This window comes from Actinopolymorpha singaporensis, from assembly GCF_900104745.1.
GTDB lineage: Bacteria > Actinomycetota > Actinomycetes > Propionibacteriales > Actinopolymorphaceae > Actinopolymorpha > Actinopolymorpha singaporensis.
On record NZ_LT629732.1, the window covers coordinates 2,342,021 to 2,363,032 of the forward strand.

Consider the following 21,012-nt stretch of genomic DNA (forward strand, 5'->3'; position numbering starts at 1 on the left):
CTCAGGACGACTGTGCTGGTTGCTGTGCTGTCCGGGCTGGCGCTGGTGCTCGGCCGGTCTCTGGGCGGGCGGGCGGGCCTGGCCGCCGGGCTGCTGGTGGCGCTGGCGATGAACGCCGCGGCGTTCTACCGCTGTGACCGGATGGCGCTGCGGTCGATGCGGGCGTACCCCGTGAGCGAGGCGGAACATCCGGAGCTGTGCCGGCTCGTCCGCGAGCTCGCGATCACGATGCGGCTGCCGATCCCCGCCGTCTACGTCTCGCCCACCAAGACGCCGAACGCGTTCACCACCGGGCGCAACCCGCGGCGGTCCGCCGTGTGCGTCACTGAAGGGCTGCTGGACCTGCTGGACCCGCGGGAGCTGCGCGCTGTCCTCGGGCACGAGCTGGGCCACGTCGCCAACCGCGACATTCTGGTCTCCTCCGTCGCGGCGGCGCTGGCCAGCATGATCATGTACGCCGCGCAGTTCGCCTGGCTGGCCCCGACCGGTCGTGCCCGGGGTGGTGAGGAGGCCGACGGCGGGAGGAACGGCGACGGTTCGGCGGTCACCGCGCTCGCGCTACTGGTCCTCGGCCCGGTCGCGGCGCTGCTGCTGCAGGCGGCGGTGACGCGGACGCGGGAGTACTCCGCGGACCAGGTGTCCGCCCGGATCACCGGCGACCCGCTGGCACTGGCGGGGGCGCTCCGCAAGCTGGAGACGGCGACCCGCCGGCATCCGCTGCCGGCGGCGCCGGAGCTGCGGAGCACGGCCGCACTGATGATCGCCAACCCGTTCCACGAGAAGGGTTTCGTACGCGCCTTCTCCACCCATCCGTCCACCCAGGACCGGATCGCCCGGCTGGAGCACCTGGCCGGCGTACGGCGCTGAGAACGGCGTCCGGCGCTGGGAACGGCGACCGGTACTGGGAACGGCGTCCGGCGCTGGGAATGCCGACGGCCGCCCCGCCCGGAACGCGGGACAGGACGGCCGTGGCGCGTGCGGTGGCGCGGCGCGCTTCCGCGATCTACGTCAGCGGTAGTTGACGAACTGGAGGGCGAAGTCGAGGTCCTTGCCCTTCAGCAGCGAGATGACCTCCTGGAGATCGTCCCGCTTCTTGCTGGCGACCCGCAGCTCGTCGCCCTGGACCTGGACCTTGACCCCCTTGGGGCCCTCGTCGCGGACGATCTTGGCTACCTTCTTGGCGTTCTCCTGGGAGATGCCCTGCTCGAAGGTGGCCGACAGGCGGTAGTCCTTGCCGGACTGCTTGGGGTCGTCGGCCTCCAGGCTGCGCAGCGAGACGCCCCGTTTGACCAGCTTCTCCTTGAACACGTCGAGTACGGCCTTCGCCCGCTCCTCGGAGTTGGCGGTGATCTCCACGCCGAGCTCGCCCGACCATCGGATCCCGGCGCCGGTGTTCTTGAAGTCGAACCTCTGTGCGATCTCGCGGGACGTCTGGTTGAGCGCGTTGTCGGCCTCCTGACGATCGACCTTGCTCACGATGTCGAACGACGATTCGGCGGCCATCCGGGCTCCCTTCGTATGCGGCTGTCGGTGACGTACCAACCGGGTGGCACGGGCCGGTAGCGTCTGCGCTATCCTCTCAACTCGCTGCTGTGAAGCAGCACCCGGCAGGTTGCCCGAGCGGCCAAAGGGAGCGGTCTGTAAAACCGTCGGCTCAGCCTACACTGGTTCGAATCCAGTACCTGCCACGCAGCAAGAACGGCCCCTGACCTGCGCAAACAGGTCCGGGGCCCGCTGTTGTTGGCGTTCGGTGTCTAGCTGTGTCCAGCCCGCGCCGACTGTCCACGGCCCGTCCGGCGAATACGTGGCGAAGTTCAGTTCCGGATTGCGCGTCGTGGTTCGGAGCGGTGGCCCGCGCTACGACGTGGAGCGAATCTCTCGCCCCTCCGCATCGTCTTGGCGAACCGAGAAGAGGCCAGGCCGATACGTGATCATCGCCTGCGGCATCCACGGCACATGAGTAGCCTGAGGTCTTGATCATGACGGTTGCTTCCGGGGCGGTGGCATGGACATCGGTTCGACAAGGGGTCGGAACGAACGGCAACGCTCATCCAGACAAGAGGTTGTGCCGTCGGCAAGGCGTGGTGCAGTCTCGCCGAGCTCGGAGGGGCCCGATCGGGAGGCGCTCGACTGATGGAACTCAAAGCCGAGAAGCAGACGCTGAAGGCGCTCCTGGCGGTAGACGAGCAGCAGTTCAGGATCCCTCCATACCAGCGGCCGTACTCGTGGACCCGTGAACAGATTGACGACCTGTGGACCGACCTGATCGAGAATGTGCAGGCAGGTCACTTCATTGGCTCGGTCGTTCTGGCGGCCGAAGATGATGCTCGGCCACTCGTCATCGACGGCCAGCAACGCCTGACCACCCTGATGCTGATACTGGGCGCTGTTCGCGACGCGTGTCATGCCCGTGGCATGACGAATGACGTCCAGCAGATCGAGAAGCGGTTCATCGCGGACGATCTAGCGAATGGCGACGCGCAGTTCAAGTTCAGAACCGGGAACGCCAACTGGCCCGTGTTCCGCGACTTCACACTTCGGTCGGTGGGAGACCCGCTTCGCAAGGCCGAGTCCAGCGCGTTGGACAAGGACATGCGTGCGCGCAACCGGGCTCTACTCAGCAATCGTGACCGGATCGTCTCCCTCCTCGCCTCACATCTGGAGCATCTTCCTGAGCCCGGGCAGGAGAAGTGGCTTCGAGACTTCTGGAAGGCCCTGCTTGGTAAAGTCGAGCTTGTAGTCATCGCGGTGCGAGACCTTGGGGACGCCTTCCTGCTCTTCGAGACCCTCAACGACCGAGGGCTACAACTGTCGGCAGCCGACCTGCTGAAGAGTCACATGCTCGGCGAGATCGCCAAGCGGTCTGCCGAGGAGGATGTCGACCAGGCCGCTTCATCGTGGGACGGGATGCTCGACGATCTCGGCGCAGGTGTCGACGTCACACGATTCCTTCGGCACTACCTCCTTGGCTACGTCCCGAAGGTGAAGAAGGACAGCGTCTTCGACCAGTTCAAGGAACTGGTGAAAGACCGTGGCGCGGAGTCTGTGCTCGCGGACCTTCGGACCGCTGCCGCCGCGTATGGGGAGTTTGAGGCGCCAGCCAAGGCGGGGCACGAGCAGACGAGCGCGGTACTCAAGGACCTTGCCACCCTTCGGGCAGTGACCTGCTACATAGCTCTGCTGCCGGCACGTCGGTACCTGGCGGAGAAGGACTTCGTCGAGTTCGCGCGGCTGGCGGAGGTACTCACCTACCGATACAGCAGCGTGGTTGGTCGAGGGACCAACGAGATCGAACCCGTTTATCACAGGGCGGCCAAGATCCTCCATGACAGCCAAGGGACGCGTTTGGCGGAGGCGCGCGAGACCCTCATCGCAGCTATGCCAGATGCCGAGCAGTTCCGTGTGGCGTTCCAGCGCCTGGAGATGGGGCGACAATACCTCGTTCGATACACGCTCCAGCGGATAGAGCAGGCGCTGCATCCGGCGTTGGAGAAGATGGTTGACGTGTCCACCCTCGTACACATCGAGCATGTCATGCCGCAGACGCTCAACAAGGACTGGTCAGTGAGTCTGGGGTCGTTTGCCGACCAGTACCAGGAGTACGTGAATCGTTGGGGAAACCTGACGCTCCTGTTCGCGGGGCTGAACATACCGGCCAGCAACAAGGCGTTCGAACAGAAGAAGCGATACTACGGCGACTCTCAGGTGAAGATCACCCAGGAACTGTGCCAGTACGAGACCTGGGGGCCAGAGCAGATCGACGCTCGCCAGCGTTGGCTCGCGGAGGTGGCGGAACACGTCTGGCGTGTCTACCCAGTCCCGCACGACCAATTGCCCACCCTGCGGTACGAGCACAAGACATCGCTCGACGACTTTCGAGAGAGGGTCGGCGCGCTGTGGCCGGTGATTGCCCCGTATGCCACCGACACCACGGCTCAGGAGATCCGATCGCTGGCAACTCGTCTGCCAGGCCACCTTGCCGGCCATACCGATCACTCGTCTCTGGCGGGCAAGATCGCTGATGGACTGACCGAGCTCCTCCAAGGCTGGGAGGACTACAGCCACTCGGATCGCAGGCTGGTCCGCGCGGTGGCCGAGTACTTCCTGGAGCCCGAGGACTCGGCTCCGGACGAGCTTCCGGGTGGTTTGGACGATGACCGTGCGGCGCTCATCGCCGCATTCGCGGCACTCGATCGTCAGTTGCCTTCCTGCCTGCAGTCCTGACGACCTGCCGGTCCTCTTCCGCCGCGCGCCCGTGTCCAGCGGTCCACTGTCGCCACTTGCGGTTCAGTCAAATGTAGGAGTGCAACGAGTCGGGGGAGTTCAAGAGCCGATGTTCGGCGAATCAGACCCGCATCCGCCAGTCAGTAAGGATCGCGTAAACATACGCTGGCCCTCGCACAATTGAATTGATCTCGCTTGGCCCTGCTAGCGGCATGAGCTCATATGCTTTCCGAAACTGACTCTTATGGATTGGATATTCGGTTCTGTTAGGAATCACGCTGGTCCCTTCGACGCGGTAGATGAACGGGAGACCAGTCTTTGTGTGGAACTCCTGTCCAGCGCTGGCTTCGATGCGTGCCCAGACTGCGGTAAAATTGCCCATTTCCTGCCTCCTGTGCCGGGCGCAGATCCGTGATTCTACCGGCTGTTCTTTCGCCCATCGGAGTAGAGGATGCGGAAGCCAAGCTTCTGTGTAACTGCGCTCCAGTGGGCTGTGGTGAGCAGCTTCCTTTGCGTACCGTTAGCGAGATGCCCTAGGAACGCCACATCGAAGGCGGCCGAGTCGAGCCAGTCGACGTCTTTGGTATAGCCACAAATGAGCTCTGCACCTGTTAATTTCAGGAAGTCTGTAAGCGACGCGTCGGAAGCGTTCATTACCGAGCAACTGCCAAAGTACAGTCGTCGGCCCCCGCATCTCCCCTCAAGGTGCTGGGCGATGTGATGGAGTGGAACGACGTTCCCGTTTGACAGTCGGAGCTTGCTAGATTCACCGTGCATAGCGAAGTAGCCCACTGCAAAGTCGCTATAGGCCCTCCGCGCCCAGCGCTCCAGGAAATGGTCTAACTCCGGGACGGTGGCGACGTCCTTGTGGATGAACTGTATGTAGCCGAGTCGCTCTAGTAGCTCAAGTGCGGGACGTACGGAGCTGGTGTCGGTCAGGTTCTCGTCCCATTGACCCTCGAGACAGAAGACTCCACGTGGTGTGGCCAAGGCATCTCCAGTGGTAGATCGCTAGGCGGCGGTCGAGCTCGACGCCGACGGGCGTGGAGCTGGAAGTGATGATCACTGAGGTTACGGGACCGAGGAGACACTCGGACGGGACTTGTCACAGTCGTGTGGGCAGTAGCTACGCAGTCGCGGTCCGAGGTGCGCGGCTAACGCTCTTTGAGTAGTTCAACTGGTGCGCAGCAATCTCGTTGGCAAGGCCGGTTAGACCAGATGGCCGACGGTGGACAGGCTTGCGGAATCGGCATCACCAAACGATCACTTTCTTGGTTGTTCACTGGAGAGTGCTTTACGCGCTGCTAAGGTACCGCGCGAATGATCTTGGTCGCGGGTCCAACTACTCGTCGGCCGGTTTTCGCGTGTCCAAGCCGTCGGGGAGGGGGGCGATGGACGTCGGACGCTGGGTTCAGTGCACGCCGTCGGAGTTTTCGTGGGAGCGTGCTGCGCTCGCATATCTGCGCACCCTCCTGCCCGAGAAGGAGCCCTACCGCGCCTGGGCCAACGCCGAGTTCATCGGCACCGATGGGTCTGTCAACGAGATCGACCTGCTGCTCGTCACCCCGCGACGCCTGATCGTCCTGGAGGTCAAGTCGTGGGCGGGCATTCTCGTTGGTGACGCCGGCACCTGGCAGCAGACGCACCGTGCGCCCGTCGACAACCCCGTGATCGGGGCGACCCGCAAAGCCCGCAAGCTGAAGTCTCTTCTCGCAGCCCAGCCCGCATTGCGCGGTAAGCGGGTTCCATGGATCGAGGGCGCGGTTTTCCTCTCCGACGCCAGTCTCGACGTACGCCTGAAGTCCGAAGGTCTCGCCCACGTCTTCGGCCGTCAGGACCACGCCGACCTGCCCAGCGTCCTCGCCCACATCACCGAGCCCGGCGACGACGTCGACACCACGATGGCGGCCGCGATAGCCAAGGCGGTGAACCAGGCGGGCATTCGTCAGTCTCAGCGCGGGCGCAAGGTCGGCAGCCTCCGGCTGGAGATGCCGGCGATGCAGGAAGGCCCGGGCTGGCAGGACTTCCTGGCCCGCCACGAGCGCTTCCGGGACGACCCGCCGCGCCGCGTGCGCATTTACCTGGCCGGTGAGGCGGAGGCTGGTGACCGCCGCGCCCAGCTCGTACGAGCGGCCGAGCGCGAGTACCGCGCGCTTCGCGGCATCGACTACAGCGGCATCGCCAGCCCGATCGACTTCGTCGAACACGACCTCGGCCCGGCGCTGATCTTCCCGCACGACCCGAGCCTCGTACGCCTCGACCACTTCCTGCAGCAGGAGGACGCGAAGCTTGACCTGGATGCCCGCCTGTCGCTCCTGCGGACGCTCGCGGAGACCATCTCCTACGCCCACCGCCGAACGCTCGCCCACCGCGGCCTGAGCCCTCAATGTGTGTGGGTACGCCGCGACGGTGACGGCTTCCATCTCCAGGTCACCGACTGGCAGACCGCGACCCGGGGCTCGGAGTCGACCACGGGCGCGTCGGTGAGTTCGACGCAGACGTTCGCCGAGCTCGCCGAGGAGGGCGCGACCGCCTACTTCGCCCCGGAGTGGGCGTGGGGGAGCCAGAACGGCGTCCCGTTGGACGTGTTCGGCGTCGGCGCGATCGCCTACTTGCTGTTCGCCGGGCACCCGCCGGCTTCGTCGTTCGGCGCTCTGGCCCGTCGGCTGTTGTCCCAGGGGTGCCTGTCCCTGCGTGCGCAGGTCGACAACGTCAGTGACAGGCTGGACATCCTGGTGGCCAAGGCGACGATGGCTGACGCGGCCAAGCGGACGCAGGACATGGCCGCCTTCCTGCTCGACCTGGACACGCTCCGAGAGCAGCTCACGGCCGAGGCGGCGGAGCAGGTTGTCGCCGTCGATCCGCTCACCGCAGAGGCCGGAGCGGAGCTGGAGGACGGCTTCAAGGTCGTACGGCGGCTCGGCCGCGGCTCCACCGCTCTGGCGCTGCTGGTCGAGCGGGACGGGAAGGAAGCGGTCCTCAAGGTCTCACTGGACCCCCAGAAGGACGCCCGGATCCGATCTGAGGCCGCGGCGCTCGCGCTCCTCGGCGAACACCCGGGCATCGTCCAGTTGCTGGATCCCGATCCGTTGCTTGTTGGCGGCCGGCTGGCGATCCTGCTCACGTTCGCCGGCAGGGGCACCCTGATGAGGGAGCTCCGCGAGCGCGGGCGCCTGCAGCCGGAGTGGCTGCACGACTGGGGCAAGGACCTGCTCGCCACCGTCGACTACCTCGAACGCACCGGCGTCGCACACCGCGACATCAAGCCCGACAACCTCGGCATCAGCGAGCGCGGGGGAAAGGGCAAGAAGCGGCGCCTGGTTCTGTTCGACTTCTCGCTGTCCCGGGAGCCGCTGGAGGCGGTCGAGGCCGGCACCCCGCCCTACCTGGATCCCTTCCTGGGCCGGGGAGACCGTCGCCGCTGGGACACCGCCGCCGAGCGGTACGCAGCCGCGGTCACGCTCTACGAGATGGCGACCGCGCGGCGGCCGACCTACGGCGCCGGTGGCGGGCATCCGGGCTACGGCGACGCGGACGTGACGATCGACCCGGAGCTGTTCGACCGTTCCTACGCCGTCGGCCTGGCGGACTTCTTCCGGCGCGCCCTGCACCGCGACGCGCGCAAGCGGTTCGACACCGCCGAGGACATGCAGCGCGCCTGGGACGCGGTGTTCGCCAAGCCGGCCACGGTTGTTCCGGAGCAGCCGGCGGCACAGCGCGTCAGCCGCGAGACCCCGATCGGCGCCGTCGGCCTGTCGCCTCAGGTCCTGGCCGTCCTCGAACGACTGAACGCCGCCGACGTGGGCGCCGCGCTCGACCTGCCGCCGGCACAGCTCACCTGGCTGCCCGGCATCGGCACGAAGACGCGGGAACGCCTGCGCAAGGAGCTGAGCGACCTCGCCGATCAGGTCGCCGCCTCGACCCAGGAACGGCCCACCGAACCCACGTTGCTGGACAAGGTGGCCGACGCGCTGGTCCCCGACTCTGCGGACAGAGCCGTGGCCGAAGCGCTGCTTGGCCTGGGTGAAGCCGGCGGCACCGCCTGGGCGAGCACCCGCGACGCGTCCAAGGCGCTCGGCCGAGACCAGCGCACCATGCGCCAGGCCGTCCAGCGGCTCGAGGACCACTGGGTCGGCCTGGACGGCATGCGCGTACTCCGCGACGTCGTGGTCGAGGTCGTCGAGTCCGTCGGCGGTGTTGCGTCCGCCGCGCACTGTGCGGCCAGGTTGCTGGACCGGCTGGGCAGCACGGTGGAGGAACCACTGCGGTCACGGCTCGCCGAGGCGCTGGTACGGGTGGCCATCGACGCCGAACTCGCCGACGAGCACCTGGACGGTGACCCGCGCCTGGTCTACAGCCGCCAGACCCACGGGATCCTGGTCGCGGCAGGTCCGCTGGAAGTCGGCGAGGGCCCGTCGACCGCCGAGCGGCTGGAGTGGGCTTCGGGGCTCGGCGAGGCCGCGGACACGATGGCGGCGGCGGACCCGCTGCCCGTACCCGCGCGGGTGGTCGAGACGCTGCGCGAGGTCCCCGCTCCCGATGGCACGGACCCCGCCTTGCTGGCGCCTGACCGTCTGGTCGAGGTGGCCGCGCTCGCCGCGGAGACCGCCGCTGTCACCCCGCGCCTGGAGATCTACCCGCGCGGACTGGACGCCGGGCGCGCGGTGCGGCTCGCAGCGGGTGCGTTGTACGGGGTCAGCGAGCTGAGCCCGGGCGAGGTGGCCGAGCGGGTGATGTCGCGTTTCCCGTACGCCGCGCCGCTGCCAGGCCGACCCGAACTCGACGCGCTGCTGGAGTCCGCCGGCGTACCGCTGGTGTGGAACGCCGAGCAGTCGAAGTACCTCGCCCGCAAACCCGAGGGCGTGGGGCTCACCTCGGTCTTCCTGACGACTGGCCGCTCGACGCCGCAGCGGGCTTCGACCGGCGGCACGCTGTCCAAGGCGGACTGGCGCCGAGTCGAGAACGCCGTCGTGGCTGCCGACGACCGGTTGGCGCGTTCGCTGGAGGACGGCGGCTGGGTCGTTCTCTCCGTACGCCCGAGCCGGTTGGCCCGCGCGGAGGCCTGTCTGTCGCACCAACAGGTGAACACCGTCGACGTCGAACGCGAGTTCCTCGCCGGCCTGCGCGCGTACTGCAAGGAACGCCGGGTGAAGTGGGACGTTGTGCTCGCCGCCGACGCTGCCGACCGCTCGTCGCGTGACTGGTCACGGCTGTCGAGTGTGGTGCAGGGCGGCGCACTGCCCCGGGTGCGCGAGGCGATCCGGGAGGCAGGACCGTGCGTGCTGCTCACCCACGCCGGAGTTCTGACGAGGTACGACCCGAGCCTGCGCATCCTCGACGAACTCCGCGACGAGGTGTTCAGGGCGACGGCGGACTCCCCGGTGCGCACGGTCTGGCTGGTGGTGCCGGGGCCCGACGACTCGCCGCCGAAGTTGGACGGCGTGGCCGTGCCGGTGTTCGGGTCGCAGTGGATGCCGCTGCCGGAGGAATGGATCAGCAAGCACGAGTCGGCACTTCGGGAGGGTGGAGCCGCATGATCGACGCGAGGCGACTGCTGACAGACCTGCAACGCCAGGTCCGGTCGATCGAGGCCGATCTCCTGCGGTTGGCCGAGTCCGACACCGGGGCCGCCGAGCGGCTGGCCAAGCGGTACGAGGCGGCTGTGAAGGGGAAGCGGACGGGTCTGCCGTTCGAGACCTGGCGCGGGCAGCAACTTACCCAGGTGGCGGCGGGCTGGGTACTAGCCTGCGTGTTCGCGAGGTTCTGCGAGGACAACCGGTTGGTGGAACAGGCAATGCTGGCCGGCCCGGGCGACCGGCTGGCTGAGGCCCGCGAGCGGCAGGACGCCTACTTCCGCGAGTACTCCTCGCACTCCGACCTTGACTATCTGCGCGCGGCGATCAACCGGTTGGAGGACTCCGAGGTCACCCGGGCCCTGGTCGAGCGGCAGAACCCGTTGCACGTCATGGATCCGGCACCGGACACCGCGACGGCGTTGCTGGACTTCTGGCGGCGGATTGATCCCGAGACCGGCCTGCTCGTGCACGACTTCACCGACCCGTCGCTGTCGACGCGGTTCCTCGGTGACCTGTACCAGGACCTGTCCGAGCAGGCCCGCAAGGACTACGCGCTGCTGCAGACGCCGGAGTTCGTGGAGGAGTTCATCCTCGACCGGACGCTCGACCCAGCCATCGAGGAGTTTGGGCTGGCGGACGTACGGCTGATCGACCCGGCATGCGGGTCTGGGCACTTCCTGTTGGGCGCGTTCACCCGACTGCTGCGACGGTGGCAGCATCTGGAGCCGGGCGCGGACGTACGGGTACACGTCGAGCGCGTGCTGCGTCAGGTGAACGGCGTCGACATCAACCCGTACGCCGTGGCGATCGCTGGGTTTCGGCTGCTCGTCGCGGCGCTGACCGCCTGTGGCATCAATCGCTTGAAGGACGCCCCGGTCTGGCGGGTGCGGGTAGCGATCGGAGACTCCCTGCTTTTCGGTACGCGGAACGGGCAGGCCGCCATCGCCGGCGTGACCGAGGCAGCGATGGCGGGGCAGTCCGCGGAGGGCGAATTCGTCTACGAGTACGAAGACGCCGCCGAACTGGAGGAAATCCTCGGTGATCGCTACCATGCGGTGGTTGCCAACCCGCCCTACATCACTGTCAAGGACCCGCTGCTCAATAAGGTCTACCGTCAGGCGTGGAGTGCATGCGCGGGCCTCTATGCTCTGTCCGTCCCGTTCGCTCAGCGCCTGTTCGACCTGGCGACGACCGGGGGATTCACAGGTCAGATCACTTCGAACGCCTTTATGAAGCGTGAGTTCGGTCGAAAACTAATCGAAGATTTCTTCCCGACCGTGGATCTCGCCCTCATCGCCGACACCAGTGGTGCATACATTCCTGGTCACGGGACTCCGACAGTCATCGTCGTTGGACGCAATCGAAGGCCGGTAGCGCAGGTCGTCCGCGCGGTGCTAGGCGTACGAGGCGAGCCGAAAGCGCCTGTGGACCCCGCCAAGGGGTTTGTCTGGAGCTCCATCACAAACAATGTCGACACACCTGGCGTGGCCGACGAGTACGTGTCGGTCGCTGACGTTGACCGGCTCCTTCTCTCGAAGCACCCATGGAGCCTAAGTGGAGGAGGGGCACCTGAACTGTTCCTCAGAGTGGAAGGTGCGGCCATCGGAAGGCTGTCTAGCCGAGTGATGTTGATTGGCCGAACCACTCACACTGGATCGGATGAGTCCTATTTCTCCTCCGCTGGCACCTGGGCGAGATTCGGAGTAAGTGATCCACAGATTGCAGCGCTGGTTGAAGGGGACCGTGTCCGGGACTGGCACATCGCTACGGTAACCGAAGCCCTGTTCCCCTATAATGAGTGGCTCAAAGCCTCAATTGAGGATCCGTGCCTGCGTGCAATCTTATGGCTAACGAAGCCGTACTTGCGCAAACGTCGAGAACCGGGAGGGACGCATGAGGAGATCGGGCTCACCTGGTTCGAATGGAGTCGTTGGCACCCTGAGAGGTACGTGATTCCGTTAGGTATCGCGATGGCCTTCGTGGCGACGCACAATCAGTTTGTTCTGGATCGCGGGGGGAAGGTCTTCAACCGGACTGGGCCAGCGATCAAGTTGCCAGAGGGGACGAGCGAGGAGGAGCACCTACGGCTGCTTGGGCTACTGAACTCGTCGACCGCGTGTTTCTGGCTCAAGCAGGTCAGCCACAACAAGGGCGAGGGAGGCGGTGCCCGCGTTGAAGCGGGCTACGCCGCAATGGGAAGTGAGGACTGGAAGAACCACTACGAGTTCACTGGCACGAAGTTGCAAGAGTTCCCGTTGGCAGGCGGCGCCCCGCTGACTCTCGCTAGCCGACTTGACTCCCTCGCCCAGGAGTTGCAGGCGATCACTCCGGGCGCTGTTGCGGAGAAGTGTGCACCCGACCGGGAGAGGCTGAAAACCGCGCACGCGGAGTGGTCGCGTATCCGGGCGGAGATGATCTCGGCGCAGGAGGAGTTGGACTGGGAGGTCTACGGGCTCTACGGGCTGCTCGGCGACGACGCTAAGGCGTTTGTTGGCAAGGACGTCATCAAGCCACCGCTGAAGCTGGGCGAGCGGGCGTTTGAGATCGCGTTGGCCCGCAAGATGGCGGCGGGGGAAGTCGAGACGCAGTGGTTCACGCGCCATGGCTCGACTCCCATCACCGAACTCCCCGATCACTGGCCGGCCGACTACCGCGCGCTGGTGGAGCGGCGGCTGGAGAAGATCGCGGACGACCCGTACCTCCATCTGATCGAACGGTCGGAGTGCAAGCGGCGTTGGGCAACCAGGTCCTGGGAGGAGATGGAGTCCGAGGCGCTGCGTGGCTGGCTGCAGGATCGGTTGGAAGACCGGGCCCTGTGGTTCCGTTCCGAACCGACCCTGCGGAGCGCCGCTCAGCTTGCCGACGAGTTGCGGACCGACGAGGACTTCGTGTCCGTCGCCCAGCTGTACACCCGCGACCAGGACCTGCTCGACGTGGTGCAGGACCTCGTGCGGGACCAGCACGTCCCGGGAACGTCCGCCTGGCGCTACACCGACTCCGGGATGCGCATTCGCAAGGCCTGGGAGCAGACCTGGGACCTGCAGAGACGCGAGGACGCGGGAGAGAAGGTCGGCAAGATTGCGGTGCCGCCGAAGTACAAGCAGGGCGACTTCCGCTCCGTGTCGTACTGGCGTAACCGCGGCAAGCTCGACGTGCCCAAGGAGCGCTTCACGTCGTACCCGGAGGCGTCCCGCGACGGCACGCTGCTGTTGGGTTGGGCCGGGTTCGACCACCTTCAGCAGGCGCAGGCCCTCGTCGCCTATGTCACCGAACGCCAGGAGCTGGACGCCTGGGGCGCGGAGCAACTCGTCCCGCTGCTTGCCGCACTGGCCGAGCTGCTGCCCTGGATCCGGCAGTGGCATCCCGACGTCGACCCGGAGTTCGGGCAGGCCCCGGCCGACGCCTACGACGGCTACCTCGACCAGGTGCTGCTCCAGCTCGGCCTGACCCGAGACGACCTCACCGCGTGGCGGCCACCGGCCCCGACCCGCGGCCGCCGGCGCAAGACCACCTGAGGGGTACCGCCAACCATGACGCTGATCTCCGAAGTCATCGAGGTCCCCGATGCGGTTCACAAGGGCGACTTTGTACTCGACCTCTCCCAGGGGGTTGGTGACGTCGACCGCACCCTGGACAACTACGTCGTCACACCGGAGCTCGCCCAGCGCTTCGACGAGGCGCTGTCGCTGATCCGGTCCGCGCTCGCCGACCGCAGCAGCAAGGCGGCCTACCTCAACGGCTCGTTCGGCTCCGGTAAGAGCCACTTCATGGCCGTCCTGCACGCCCTGTTGGACAACCACCCCAGGGCGCGCGCCATCGAAGATCTCGCGCCGGTGGTGCACAAGTACGACAAGCTCATCGGCAGCAAGCGGTTCCTGATGGTGCCGTACCACCTGGTCGGCAAGGAGTCGGTGGAGGACGGCGTTCTCGGCGGCTACCTGTCGTACGTGCGGACCGTGCACCCGGACGCGCCGCTGCCCGCCGTCCTCATCGACACACCGCTGCTGGACAGCGCTCGGGCACTGCGCGAGCGGCTCGGGGACGAGGCCTTCTTCGCCCTGCTCGGGGACAAGGAGGAGGACGACGGCTGGGGTGAGGTCGCCGCCGGCTGGGACGCCGAGCGGTTCGACGCCGCCCTGCAGAAGCCACCCAATGATCCCGACCGGGCCGAGCTGGTCACCTCACTGCAGGACGTCCTGCCGGGCTTCGCCGAACTGGCCCGCGGCGCGCGGTCGTCGTACGTGAACATCGACGACGGGTTGGCGGCGATCAGCCAGCATGCCGCCCAGCTCGGCTACGACGGGCTGGTGTTGTTCCTGGACGAGCTGATCCTGTGGTTCGCAACCAGGATGGGTGACCACACCTGGGTCGCCCGCGAGGCGCCGAAGGTCGGCAAGCTCGTGGAGGCCGCCAACGCCAACCGGCCCGCGCCGATCATCAGCTTCATCGCCCGCCAGCGCGATCTGCGCGAACTCGTCGGCACCAACCTGCCCGGCACCGAGCACCTCGCGTTCGCGGACAGCCTGAAGTGGTGGGAGGGCCGGTTCGGCACGATCAGCCTGTCCGACAACAACCTTCCGCTGATCGCGTCCCGGCGCGTCCTCAAGCCCCGAAGCGATTCGGCTCGCGCGCAGATCGACGCCGCGTTCGCCGCGACCGAACAGGTACGCCAGGACATCCGCTCGGCGTTGATGACGGAGAACGCGGGCCGCAAGGAGTTCCGGCTGACGTATCCGTTCACCCCGGCGTTCGTGGAGACCCTCATCGCGCTGTCCGGTGCGCTGCAGCGGGAGCGGACCGCGCTGCGGGTCATGCGGCAGATCCTGGTCGAGCAGCGCGACACCCTCCAGCTCGGCCAGCTCGTCCCGATCGCGGACCTGTTCGACGTGCTGGTGGCCGGTGACGACCCGCTCACCGGCGAGCTCGGCAACCTGTGGCGCAGCGCGCAGAAGGTCTACGGCGACCTGCGCCGGCTGATCCTGGAGATCAACAAGGTGAGCGAGGACGACGTGCCGGGCCTGGCGGCCACGCACGCCTTCCGCCGCGACGACCGGATCGCGAAGACACTGGTGCTCGCCGCGCTGATGCCCGAGGTCGACTCACTGCGCGATCTCACCGCGCGGAAGATTGTGGCTCTCAACCACGGTTACATCCGCTCGATGGTGCCCGGTCAGGAGGCTGGGATCGTGCTGGGGGCCGTACGCCAGTGGGCGGCTCGGCTGGGCACGGTGCAGATCACCGGTGACGAGACGAACCCGCTGATCTCCGTACGTCTCGAAGGCGTGGACATCGAGGGCATCCTCGACAACGCCAAGTCCGCCGACTCCTCCGGCGCGCGGCGTCAGGTCGTGCGGCTCCTGCTGTTCGACATGCTCGGCACCCGGGAGAGCCTTGGCATCGACGGAGTCACCGTCACCTCCACCATCTGGCGCGGCACCCGGCGTACCGTCGAACTCCTCTACGGCAACGTCCGCGACCCGGCGGACCTCGGCGACAGCGCGTTCCAGCCCAGCCACGACGGCTGGCGGGCGGTCCTGGACTACCCCTTCGACGAGGAGGGGCACTCCCCGGTCGAGGACCTCGAACGCATCCGTAACCTCCGTGACCGCCGGCCCGCGCACACCGTGTGCTGGGTGCCGCGGCACCTCACCTCCCAGGCGGTCAGTGACCTTGGCCGTTACGTACGGCTGCAGTACGCGCTGGGTGCGAGCTTCGACCAGTTGGCCGGGCACCTGTCCGACAACGACCGCGCGGTCGCGCGGCAGCAGATGGTCGCCCAGCGGGACCAGCTGCGAAGCCGGCTGGAGAACGCGCTGCTGCAGGCGTACGGCGTGGGCACTCCCGACGAGACGCTGGTCGACACCGCGCACGGCGGGATCGACATGTTCGCCAGTCTCGACCCCAGCTTCGAGCCGAAGGTGCCGGCCGGGGCAAGCCTGCGGCAGGCGTACGAGAACCTGCTGGACCAGATGCTCACGTCGGACTTCCCGGCGCATCCGCTGTTCGGGACGGCCGAGGTGCGGACCGCGGACCTGCGCAAGGTCCACGCCCAGGTGCGCCGGGCGATCGAGGACCCCGGCCACCGCATCATGGTCGAGTCCGGCGAACGCGGCGTGATGAGCCGGATCGCGATGCCGCTCCGACTCGGCGAACAGCACGCGCAGCACTTCGTGCTCGGTCACCACTGGGTGCAGCACCTCAACCGGAAGATCTCCGACGCGGGGCTGGGCGGGAAGCCGGTGAGCGTCGGCCAGCTGCGCGCGTGGCTGGACGAGCCGAAGCGGATGGGGCTCCCGCAGGAGATCGCGGACCTGGTGTTGCTGGTTTTCGCCGAGCAGACCAACCGCAGTATCGCCAGCCGTAGCCGCCCGCCGATCGACGTGGGGACGCTGCAGACGCTGCCTTCCGACGCCGAGCTCGTCGAGCAGGAACTCCCCGGTGAGGACGCGTGGCGGGAGGCGCGCGAGCGGGCGCAGGCGATCTTCGGGATCGGCGACGTCACCGAACTGCTGACCGCACGCAACGTCAGCGTGCTCGCCGGACACGTGCGGTCGAAGGTCGCGTCGTACCGAAGTGCGGCCGAGCAGTTGGTCACCGCACTCGCCGAACGAGGGCCGACTGTGCTGCGCGGGGCCGACCCGACGTCGACCGAGCGGTACCAGATCGCCGACGGTGCGAGCCGGCTGTGCGAGGAGCTGGGAGCAGCCACTGGCGACGTGGCGCTGGTCGATCGGCTCGCTGGCATCGCGTTGCCTGCTGCCGGACTGCACGTCGGGCGGAGCCTGGCGACCGCTGGGGATCTGCTCAGTGCCATCCGTCGGGTGGACTGGAACATCCTGGCCACCGTGGCGAGCTGGGGAACCGACCACCCGCTCGGGCTGCGGGCCACCGGCATCGTCGACGACCTGGCGCAGGTGTGGACGGCGAACGAGTTCACCAAGCATCTGCAGCCGGCGCTAGGGTCCGCGGATGCCGGCGCGCGCCAGCTCGTCCTGGAGGCGACGAGGAAGCCGGAGACCAAGCCCGACGGTCCTCGTCCGCCGTCGGACCCAGAGTTGCCACCGTGGCGGCGGGACGAAACATCGCACGGGGAGGCGCTCGTCGCCAACACCGCAGACATACGGGGCGTCGTCGCCACGATCGAGGATCTTGTACGAAAGCACCAGCGGGTACGGATCACCTGGGAGGTGGAGTGAGCCTCCTCGCCACACCGGCCCTGGTGCGCTCCAAGGTCGTCGACGTCCTCAAGGCTGACAGCACGGCGCGCGTGGTCGCGTTGCTCGCCAGCCCGTCATGGAGCCACGACGAGCGGGTGGACCTGTCCGGCGGGCGGGGCATCGTCGTACGCCCGTGCGTCTCCACTCTGGCCATCCGGGACGCTCTGGACCAGCTGGAGGAGCTGCCGGAGTCCGATCTGCTCGTCCTCCTCACCGACCAGGAAAGCGCCGAACTCGGCGACAGCATCCGCGCCCGGATCGCGGGGCAGCGGGTGCTACCGCTCGACCGCTGGTACCAGCTGACCAGCCTGTTCCGCTGCCGCGAGATCGCCCCGGAACTCACCCGGATGAGCTGGGCCGTGGACGCCCTGCTGAAGTACGCGCCGAGCGAGGGATACGAGCCCGTACGAAGCGGCTACCTGGACAAGGAGACCGCCCTCTCGGAGCTGTGTCACCGCCTGGCCGGACTTGGCCGGGCTGACCTCGACCTGGCTGCCCTGCTGCAGTGGACGCTCGATCTCGCGCACATCGACAGGTGGCGGGCGGTCGAGGAACCAGTGCGAGCCGGACTGTCGGAGTGGCTGGTCGGGCGCAGCCGGGACGGCCGGGTCATCGACGCGGTGGTGCGCTGCATGTCCGGCGAGCATGGCGAGGACACCGTGGCGGTGGGTCTCGTCCTGTCCGCGCTGACGCAGCCTCGTGTGCTGAACGACGGCAAGGTTCCCCGCACGATGTTGGAGACTCGTACGGTCGGCGGCGCGCTGGCCGACGAGGTGGCCCGTGAATGGGGCAAGGCCGCGGACGCGCTTGTCCAGCGACGGTTGACAGCGGGTGGTCGCGCCGGAGTGGGCGAGGTCATTCACCGCGCCGAAGAGATTCTTGCCGAGCAGAACGCCACGGGTCTGGCGTACGCGAGTGTCATCCTCGAGATCGGCCTCGGCCAGCGCATCGGCCGGCTGGGAGCCGAGATCGCCCGTCTGCTGCGTAAACGGTCTCTCTCGCCCGCGCACCTGGGGCCGATGGAGGAGGCGCTCGGCGACGTCCTGTCCCACGCGCTGGTGGGCAACCACACCGAACGCTGCCGGCGGGCCGAGATGGCCGCTCGGCTGATGCGCTGGGTGGCTTCGCAGCGGAGCAATCCGCCCAAACCCGCGCCCGAGCTGGCCGAGGCTGCGCGCCGGCAACAGCGCGAGGACGCCTGGGTGGACGTGGCGCGAGTGGGGGTCTGGGAGGGCGACGTCGACCGAGCCGTCGGCGAGGCGTACGCAGCACTGTGTGAGGTCGTCGACGGGATTCGCGCTTCGCACGAGGAACGGTTCGCTCGCCTTCTTGCGGATCACGTACGAACCGGCTCTACCCTGACCGACTTGCTGCCCGCCGAGGATGTGCTGAGCGACGTCGTACTTCCGCTGGCAGAGCAGGAACGTGTGCTGGTACTCGTACTCGACGGCATGTCCACCGGTGTCGCCTGCGAGCTCGTGGAGGACCTGTCCAACCGGGGTTGGTTCGAGCACACGTTGGCGCCCGAGCGTCCGGTCATCTCGGTGTTGCCGTCCATCACTCGCGTCTCCCGGACCAGCCTGCTGACCGGCCGCCTCACCGACGGATCAGCCGCCACCGAGCGAGCTGCCTTCGGCGAACGGGGATGGTCGCTGTTCCACAAGAGCGACCTGACGGCGGCGAAGGTTGGCAGCGCCTTGTCGACGGAAGTGCGCGACGCCATCAGCGGGCCCGCGAAGGTGGTGGGCGCGGTCGTCAACACAGTGGACGACACACTCGACAAGGGTGGCCGTGCGCCGTGGACCGCTGACTCCGTGGACCGCTTCGTGGAGCTCCTCACCGCGGCGCAGGAGGCCGATCGGCTAGTGCTCCTGGTCAGCGACCACGGCCATGTCCACGAACGCGGGTCCCGGCTGGAGTCCGACAGCAGCGGGGGAGCGCGGTTCCGTACGTCCACGCGTCCAGTCGAGGTTGACGAGGTCGAACTCACCGGGCCTCGGGTGCTGCTCGGCGGCGGTCGGGTGGTCGCGCCGTGGAACGAGAAGCTGCGCTATGCCAAGCAGCGCAACGGCTACCACGGGGGCGCGAGCGCCCAGGAGGTCGTCATCCCGCTTGCGCTGTTGGCGCGTACGGCGCTGGACCTGCCCGGTTGGCGCGTACGGCATCATCCCCAGCCCGACTGGTGGGTGGGCACGACGAACGGGGTGGAGGCGGAGCGACCGGCGGCCGAGCGTGCACCGTCGAAGCGGAAGAACGGCGGCAACGGCCGCCGCGCGGCCTCGGGCCCAACTCCCGCTTCGGCATCCGCCGAGGATGCGCTCTTCGGGGCCGAGGAACTCGCGGCCGAGAACTGGATCACCTGGGTACTCGCCAGCGAAGCGGTCACCGCCCAGCTGCAGCGCGTCCGGCGCGGTTGCATGCCGGCCGAACGCCTCGAGGTGCTGCTGCGAGCACTCGACGACCACGGCGGTGCTGCGACACGGGCGGTCGTGGCGCGGGCGTTGGACATCCCGGAGGGGCGGGTGGCCAACCAGGTCGCGGCTGCGCAGCGGGTCGTTAACTTGGACGGTTACGAGGTACTCACGATCGAGGGCGACACCGTACGACTCAATGCGGCCCTACTCAGGACGCAGGCGGGAGAGACGTGAGCATCAGCGAGCAGCGTCGACGGGAGGTGGTCGACGCGCTGCGCCGTGGGACCGTGCCGCAGCAGGGGCTGGACGTCCTGGCCGTCGGGCTGGGCCGGTTCGAGTCCGCCGTGGGGGAGGAACTCGGGCGCATCGCTGCTGGTCAGGCGGTCTTCAAGGCGGTGCGCGGTGAGTACGGCGCGGGCAAGACGTTCTTCAGCCGCTGGCTCGCCGAACGCGCCAAACGTGCCGGGCTCGCCACCACCGAGGTGCAGATCTCGGAGAACGAGACGCCCCTGCACCGCCTGGAGACCGTCTACCGGCGGCTCACCGAGCATCTGGCCACCGCCGAGTTCACCCCCAGCGCACTGCGGCCGATCGTCGACTCGTGGTTCTTCGCGCTCGAGGAAGACGTGCTCGCCGAGGGCCAGGTGGACGAGGACGAGCTGGAACGACGCGTCGGGGGACTGCTGGAGCAGCGGCTGGCCGCGGTCAGCCGGGTCGCTCCGTCGTTCGCCGCCGCGCTGCGTGCCTACCGGCGGGCGAGCGTCGCCGGTGACGTCGCGGTGGCCGAAGGGCTGATGGCCTGGTTGGGCGGGCAGCCGCACGTCGGCGCCTCGGTCAAGCGGGTCGCCGGGATCCGGGGCGACCTGGACCATGACGGTGCGCTCGGGTTCCTGCAGGGACTGCTCGCCGTGCTGCGGGACAGTGGGCACGCGGGGCTGCTGGTCGTACTGGACGAGGTGGAGACGCTGCAGCGGGTTCGTTCCGACGTACGCGACAAGGCGCTGAACGCGCTGCGGCAGCTCGTCGATGACGTGGACTCCGGGCGCTTTCCGGGGCTGATGCTCGTGATCACCGGTACACCGGCGTTCTTCGACGGGCCGCAGGGGATGCAACGGCTCGCGCCGCTCGCCCAGCGGTTGCACGTGGACTTCTCCAGCGAGCCGACGTTCGACAATCCCCGGGCGGTGCAGATCCGCCTGCCGGGCTTTGACAAGGACTCCTTGCTAGAACTCGGGTCGCGGGTGCGGGATTTGTACGTGCAGGGATCGTCGCACCGCGACCGGCTCACTGATCTGGTCGACGACGCCTATGTCGCAGACCTGGCGCGGGCAGTTGCCGGCCACTTCGGTGACAAGGTGGGCGTGGCGCCCCGGATCTTCGTCAAGAAGCTGGTCGACGTGCTGGACCGGGTTGATCAGCATGCTTCGTTCGATCCCCGGCGGGACTACTCGGTGCGGGTATCGGGGAGGGAGCTCACCGACGCCGAGCGGGCGACCATGCCCGCACCTCCGCCACTGGCTTCCGCAGAATCCGTCGACGAGATCGACCTGAGGCTGTGAGCGGTTTCGCCGACCTGCACCC

The 21,012-nt window shown here is 67.7% G+C and carries 9 protein-coding genes, 1 tRNA gene and 1 pseudogene; 9 read left to right on the forward strand and 2 right to left on the reverse strand.

The genetic code is table 11. The features are described from left to right. Nucleotides 1-12: 12 nt before the first annotated feature. Nucleotides 13-867, forward strand: coding sequence for a M48 family metalloprotease (locus BLU27_RS10700; RefSeq protein ID WP_241827906.1), 855 nt, complete (start codon nt 13-15; stop codon nt 865-867). A 141-nt stretch (nt 868-1,008) separates the two neighbouring features. On the opposite strand, the gene BLU27_RS10705 is transcribed toward BLU27_RS10700, so the two are convergent. After that, on the reverse strand, nt 1,009-1,503 hold the full coding sequence (locus BLU27_RS10705) for a YajQ family cyclic di-GMP-binding protein (RefSeq protein ID WP_092652875.1): 495 nt from the start codon (nt 1,501-1,503) through the stop codon (nt 1,009-1,011). A gap of 103 nt (nt 1,504-1,606) precedes the next feature. On the opposite strand from BLU27_RS10705, the gene BLU27_RS10710 reads away from it, so the two are divergent. The 3 genes and pseudogenes from BLU27_RS10710 (at nt 1,607) to BLU27_RS31180 (ending at nt 4,224) form a co-directional block, all read left to right on the forward strand. Beyond that, nucleotides 1,607-1,688 (forward strand) — tRNA-Tyr (locus tag BLU27_RS10710). Nucleotides 1,689-2,133: 445 nt separating this feature from the next. Continuing rightward, nucleotides 2,134-2,829: pseudogene (locus BLU27_RS31175) on the forward strand (DUF262 domain-containing protein); the annotation flags it as partial. 594 nt (nt 2,830-3,423) lie between these two features. Next, complete coding sequence (locus BLU27_RS31180) at nt 3,424-4,224, forward strand: HNH endonuclease family protein (RefSeq protein ID WP_422386099.1); 801 nt, start codon at nt 3,424-3,426, stop codon at nt 4,222-4,224. Between the two features lie 417 nt (nt 4,225-4,641). Here BLU27_RS31180 and BLU27_RS28925 read toward each other — a convergent pair whose 3' ends face one another. Next, entirely contained in the window at nt 4,642-5,214 is a 573-nt protein-coding gene (locus BLU27_RS28925) for a DUF6642 family protein (protein WP_157728397.1), read from the reverse strand. A 401-nt stretch (nt 5,215-5,615) separates the two neighbouring features. Between BLU27_RS28925 and pglW the strand changes: the two genes are divergently transcribed. From pglW to brxD, 5 genes are read left to right on the forward strand one after another with little or no spacing between them, the layout of a single operon-like run. Continuing rightward, nucleotides 5,616-9,761 carry a BREX system serine/threonine kinase PglW gene (gene pglW / locus BLU27_RS10720; RefSeq protein WP_092652879.1) on the forward strand — a complete coding sequence of 1,382 codons (4,146 nt, stop codon included), beginning with the start codon at nt 5,616-5,618 and terminating at the stop codon, nt 9,759-9,761. Further along, nucleotides 9,758-13,315, forward strand: coding sequence for a BREX-2 system adenine-specific DNA-methyltransferase PglX (gene pglX, locus BLU27_RS10725; RefSeq protein ID WP_092652881.1), 3,558 nt, complete (start codon nt 9,758-9,760; stop codon nt 13,313-13,315). Before pglW ends, pglX begins: the two co-directional genes overlap by 4 nt. A gap of 15 nt (nt 13,316-13,330) precedes the next feature. Then, entirely contained in the window at nt 13,331-16,996 is a 3,666-nt protein-coding gene (locus BLU27_RS10730; protein WP_092652883.1) for a DUF6079 family protein, read from the forward strand. After that, nucleotides 16,993-19,665, forward strand: a complete 2,673-nt coding sequence (pglZ, locus tag BLU27_RS10735) for a BREX-2 system phosphatase PglZ (RefSeq protein WP_092652885.1) — start codon at nt 16,993-16,995, stop codon at nt 19,663-19,665. Before BLU27_RS10730 ends, pglZ begins: the two co-directional genes overlap by 4 nt. Next, entirely contained in the window at nt 19,662-20,990 is a 1,329-nt protein-coding gene (gene brxD, locus BLU27_RS10740; RefSeq protein WP_092652887.1) for a BREX system ATP-binding protein BrxD, read from the forward strand. The genes pglZ and brxD overlap by 4 nt, the downstream gene beginning before the upstream one ends. Nucleotides 20,991-21,012 lie beyond the last annotated feature (22 nt).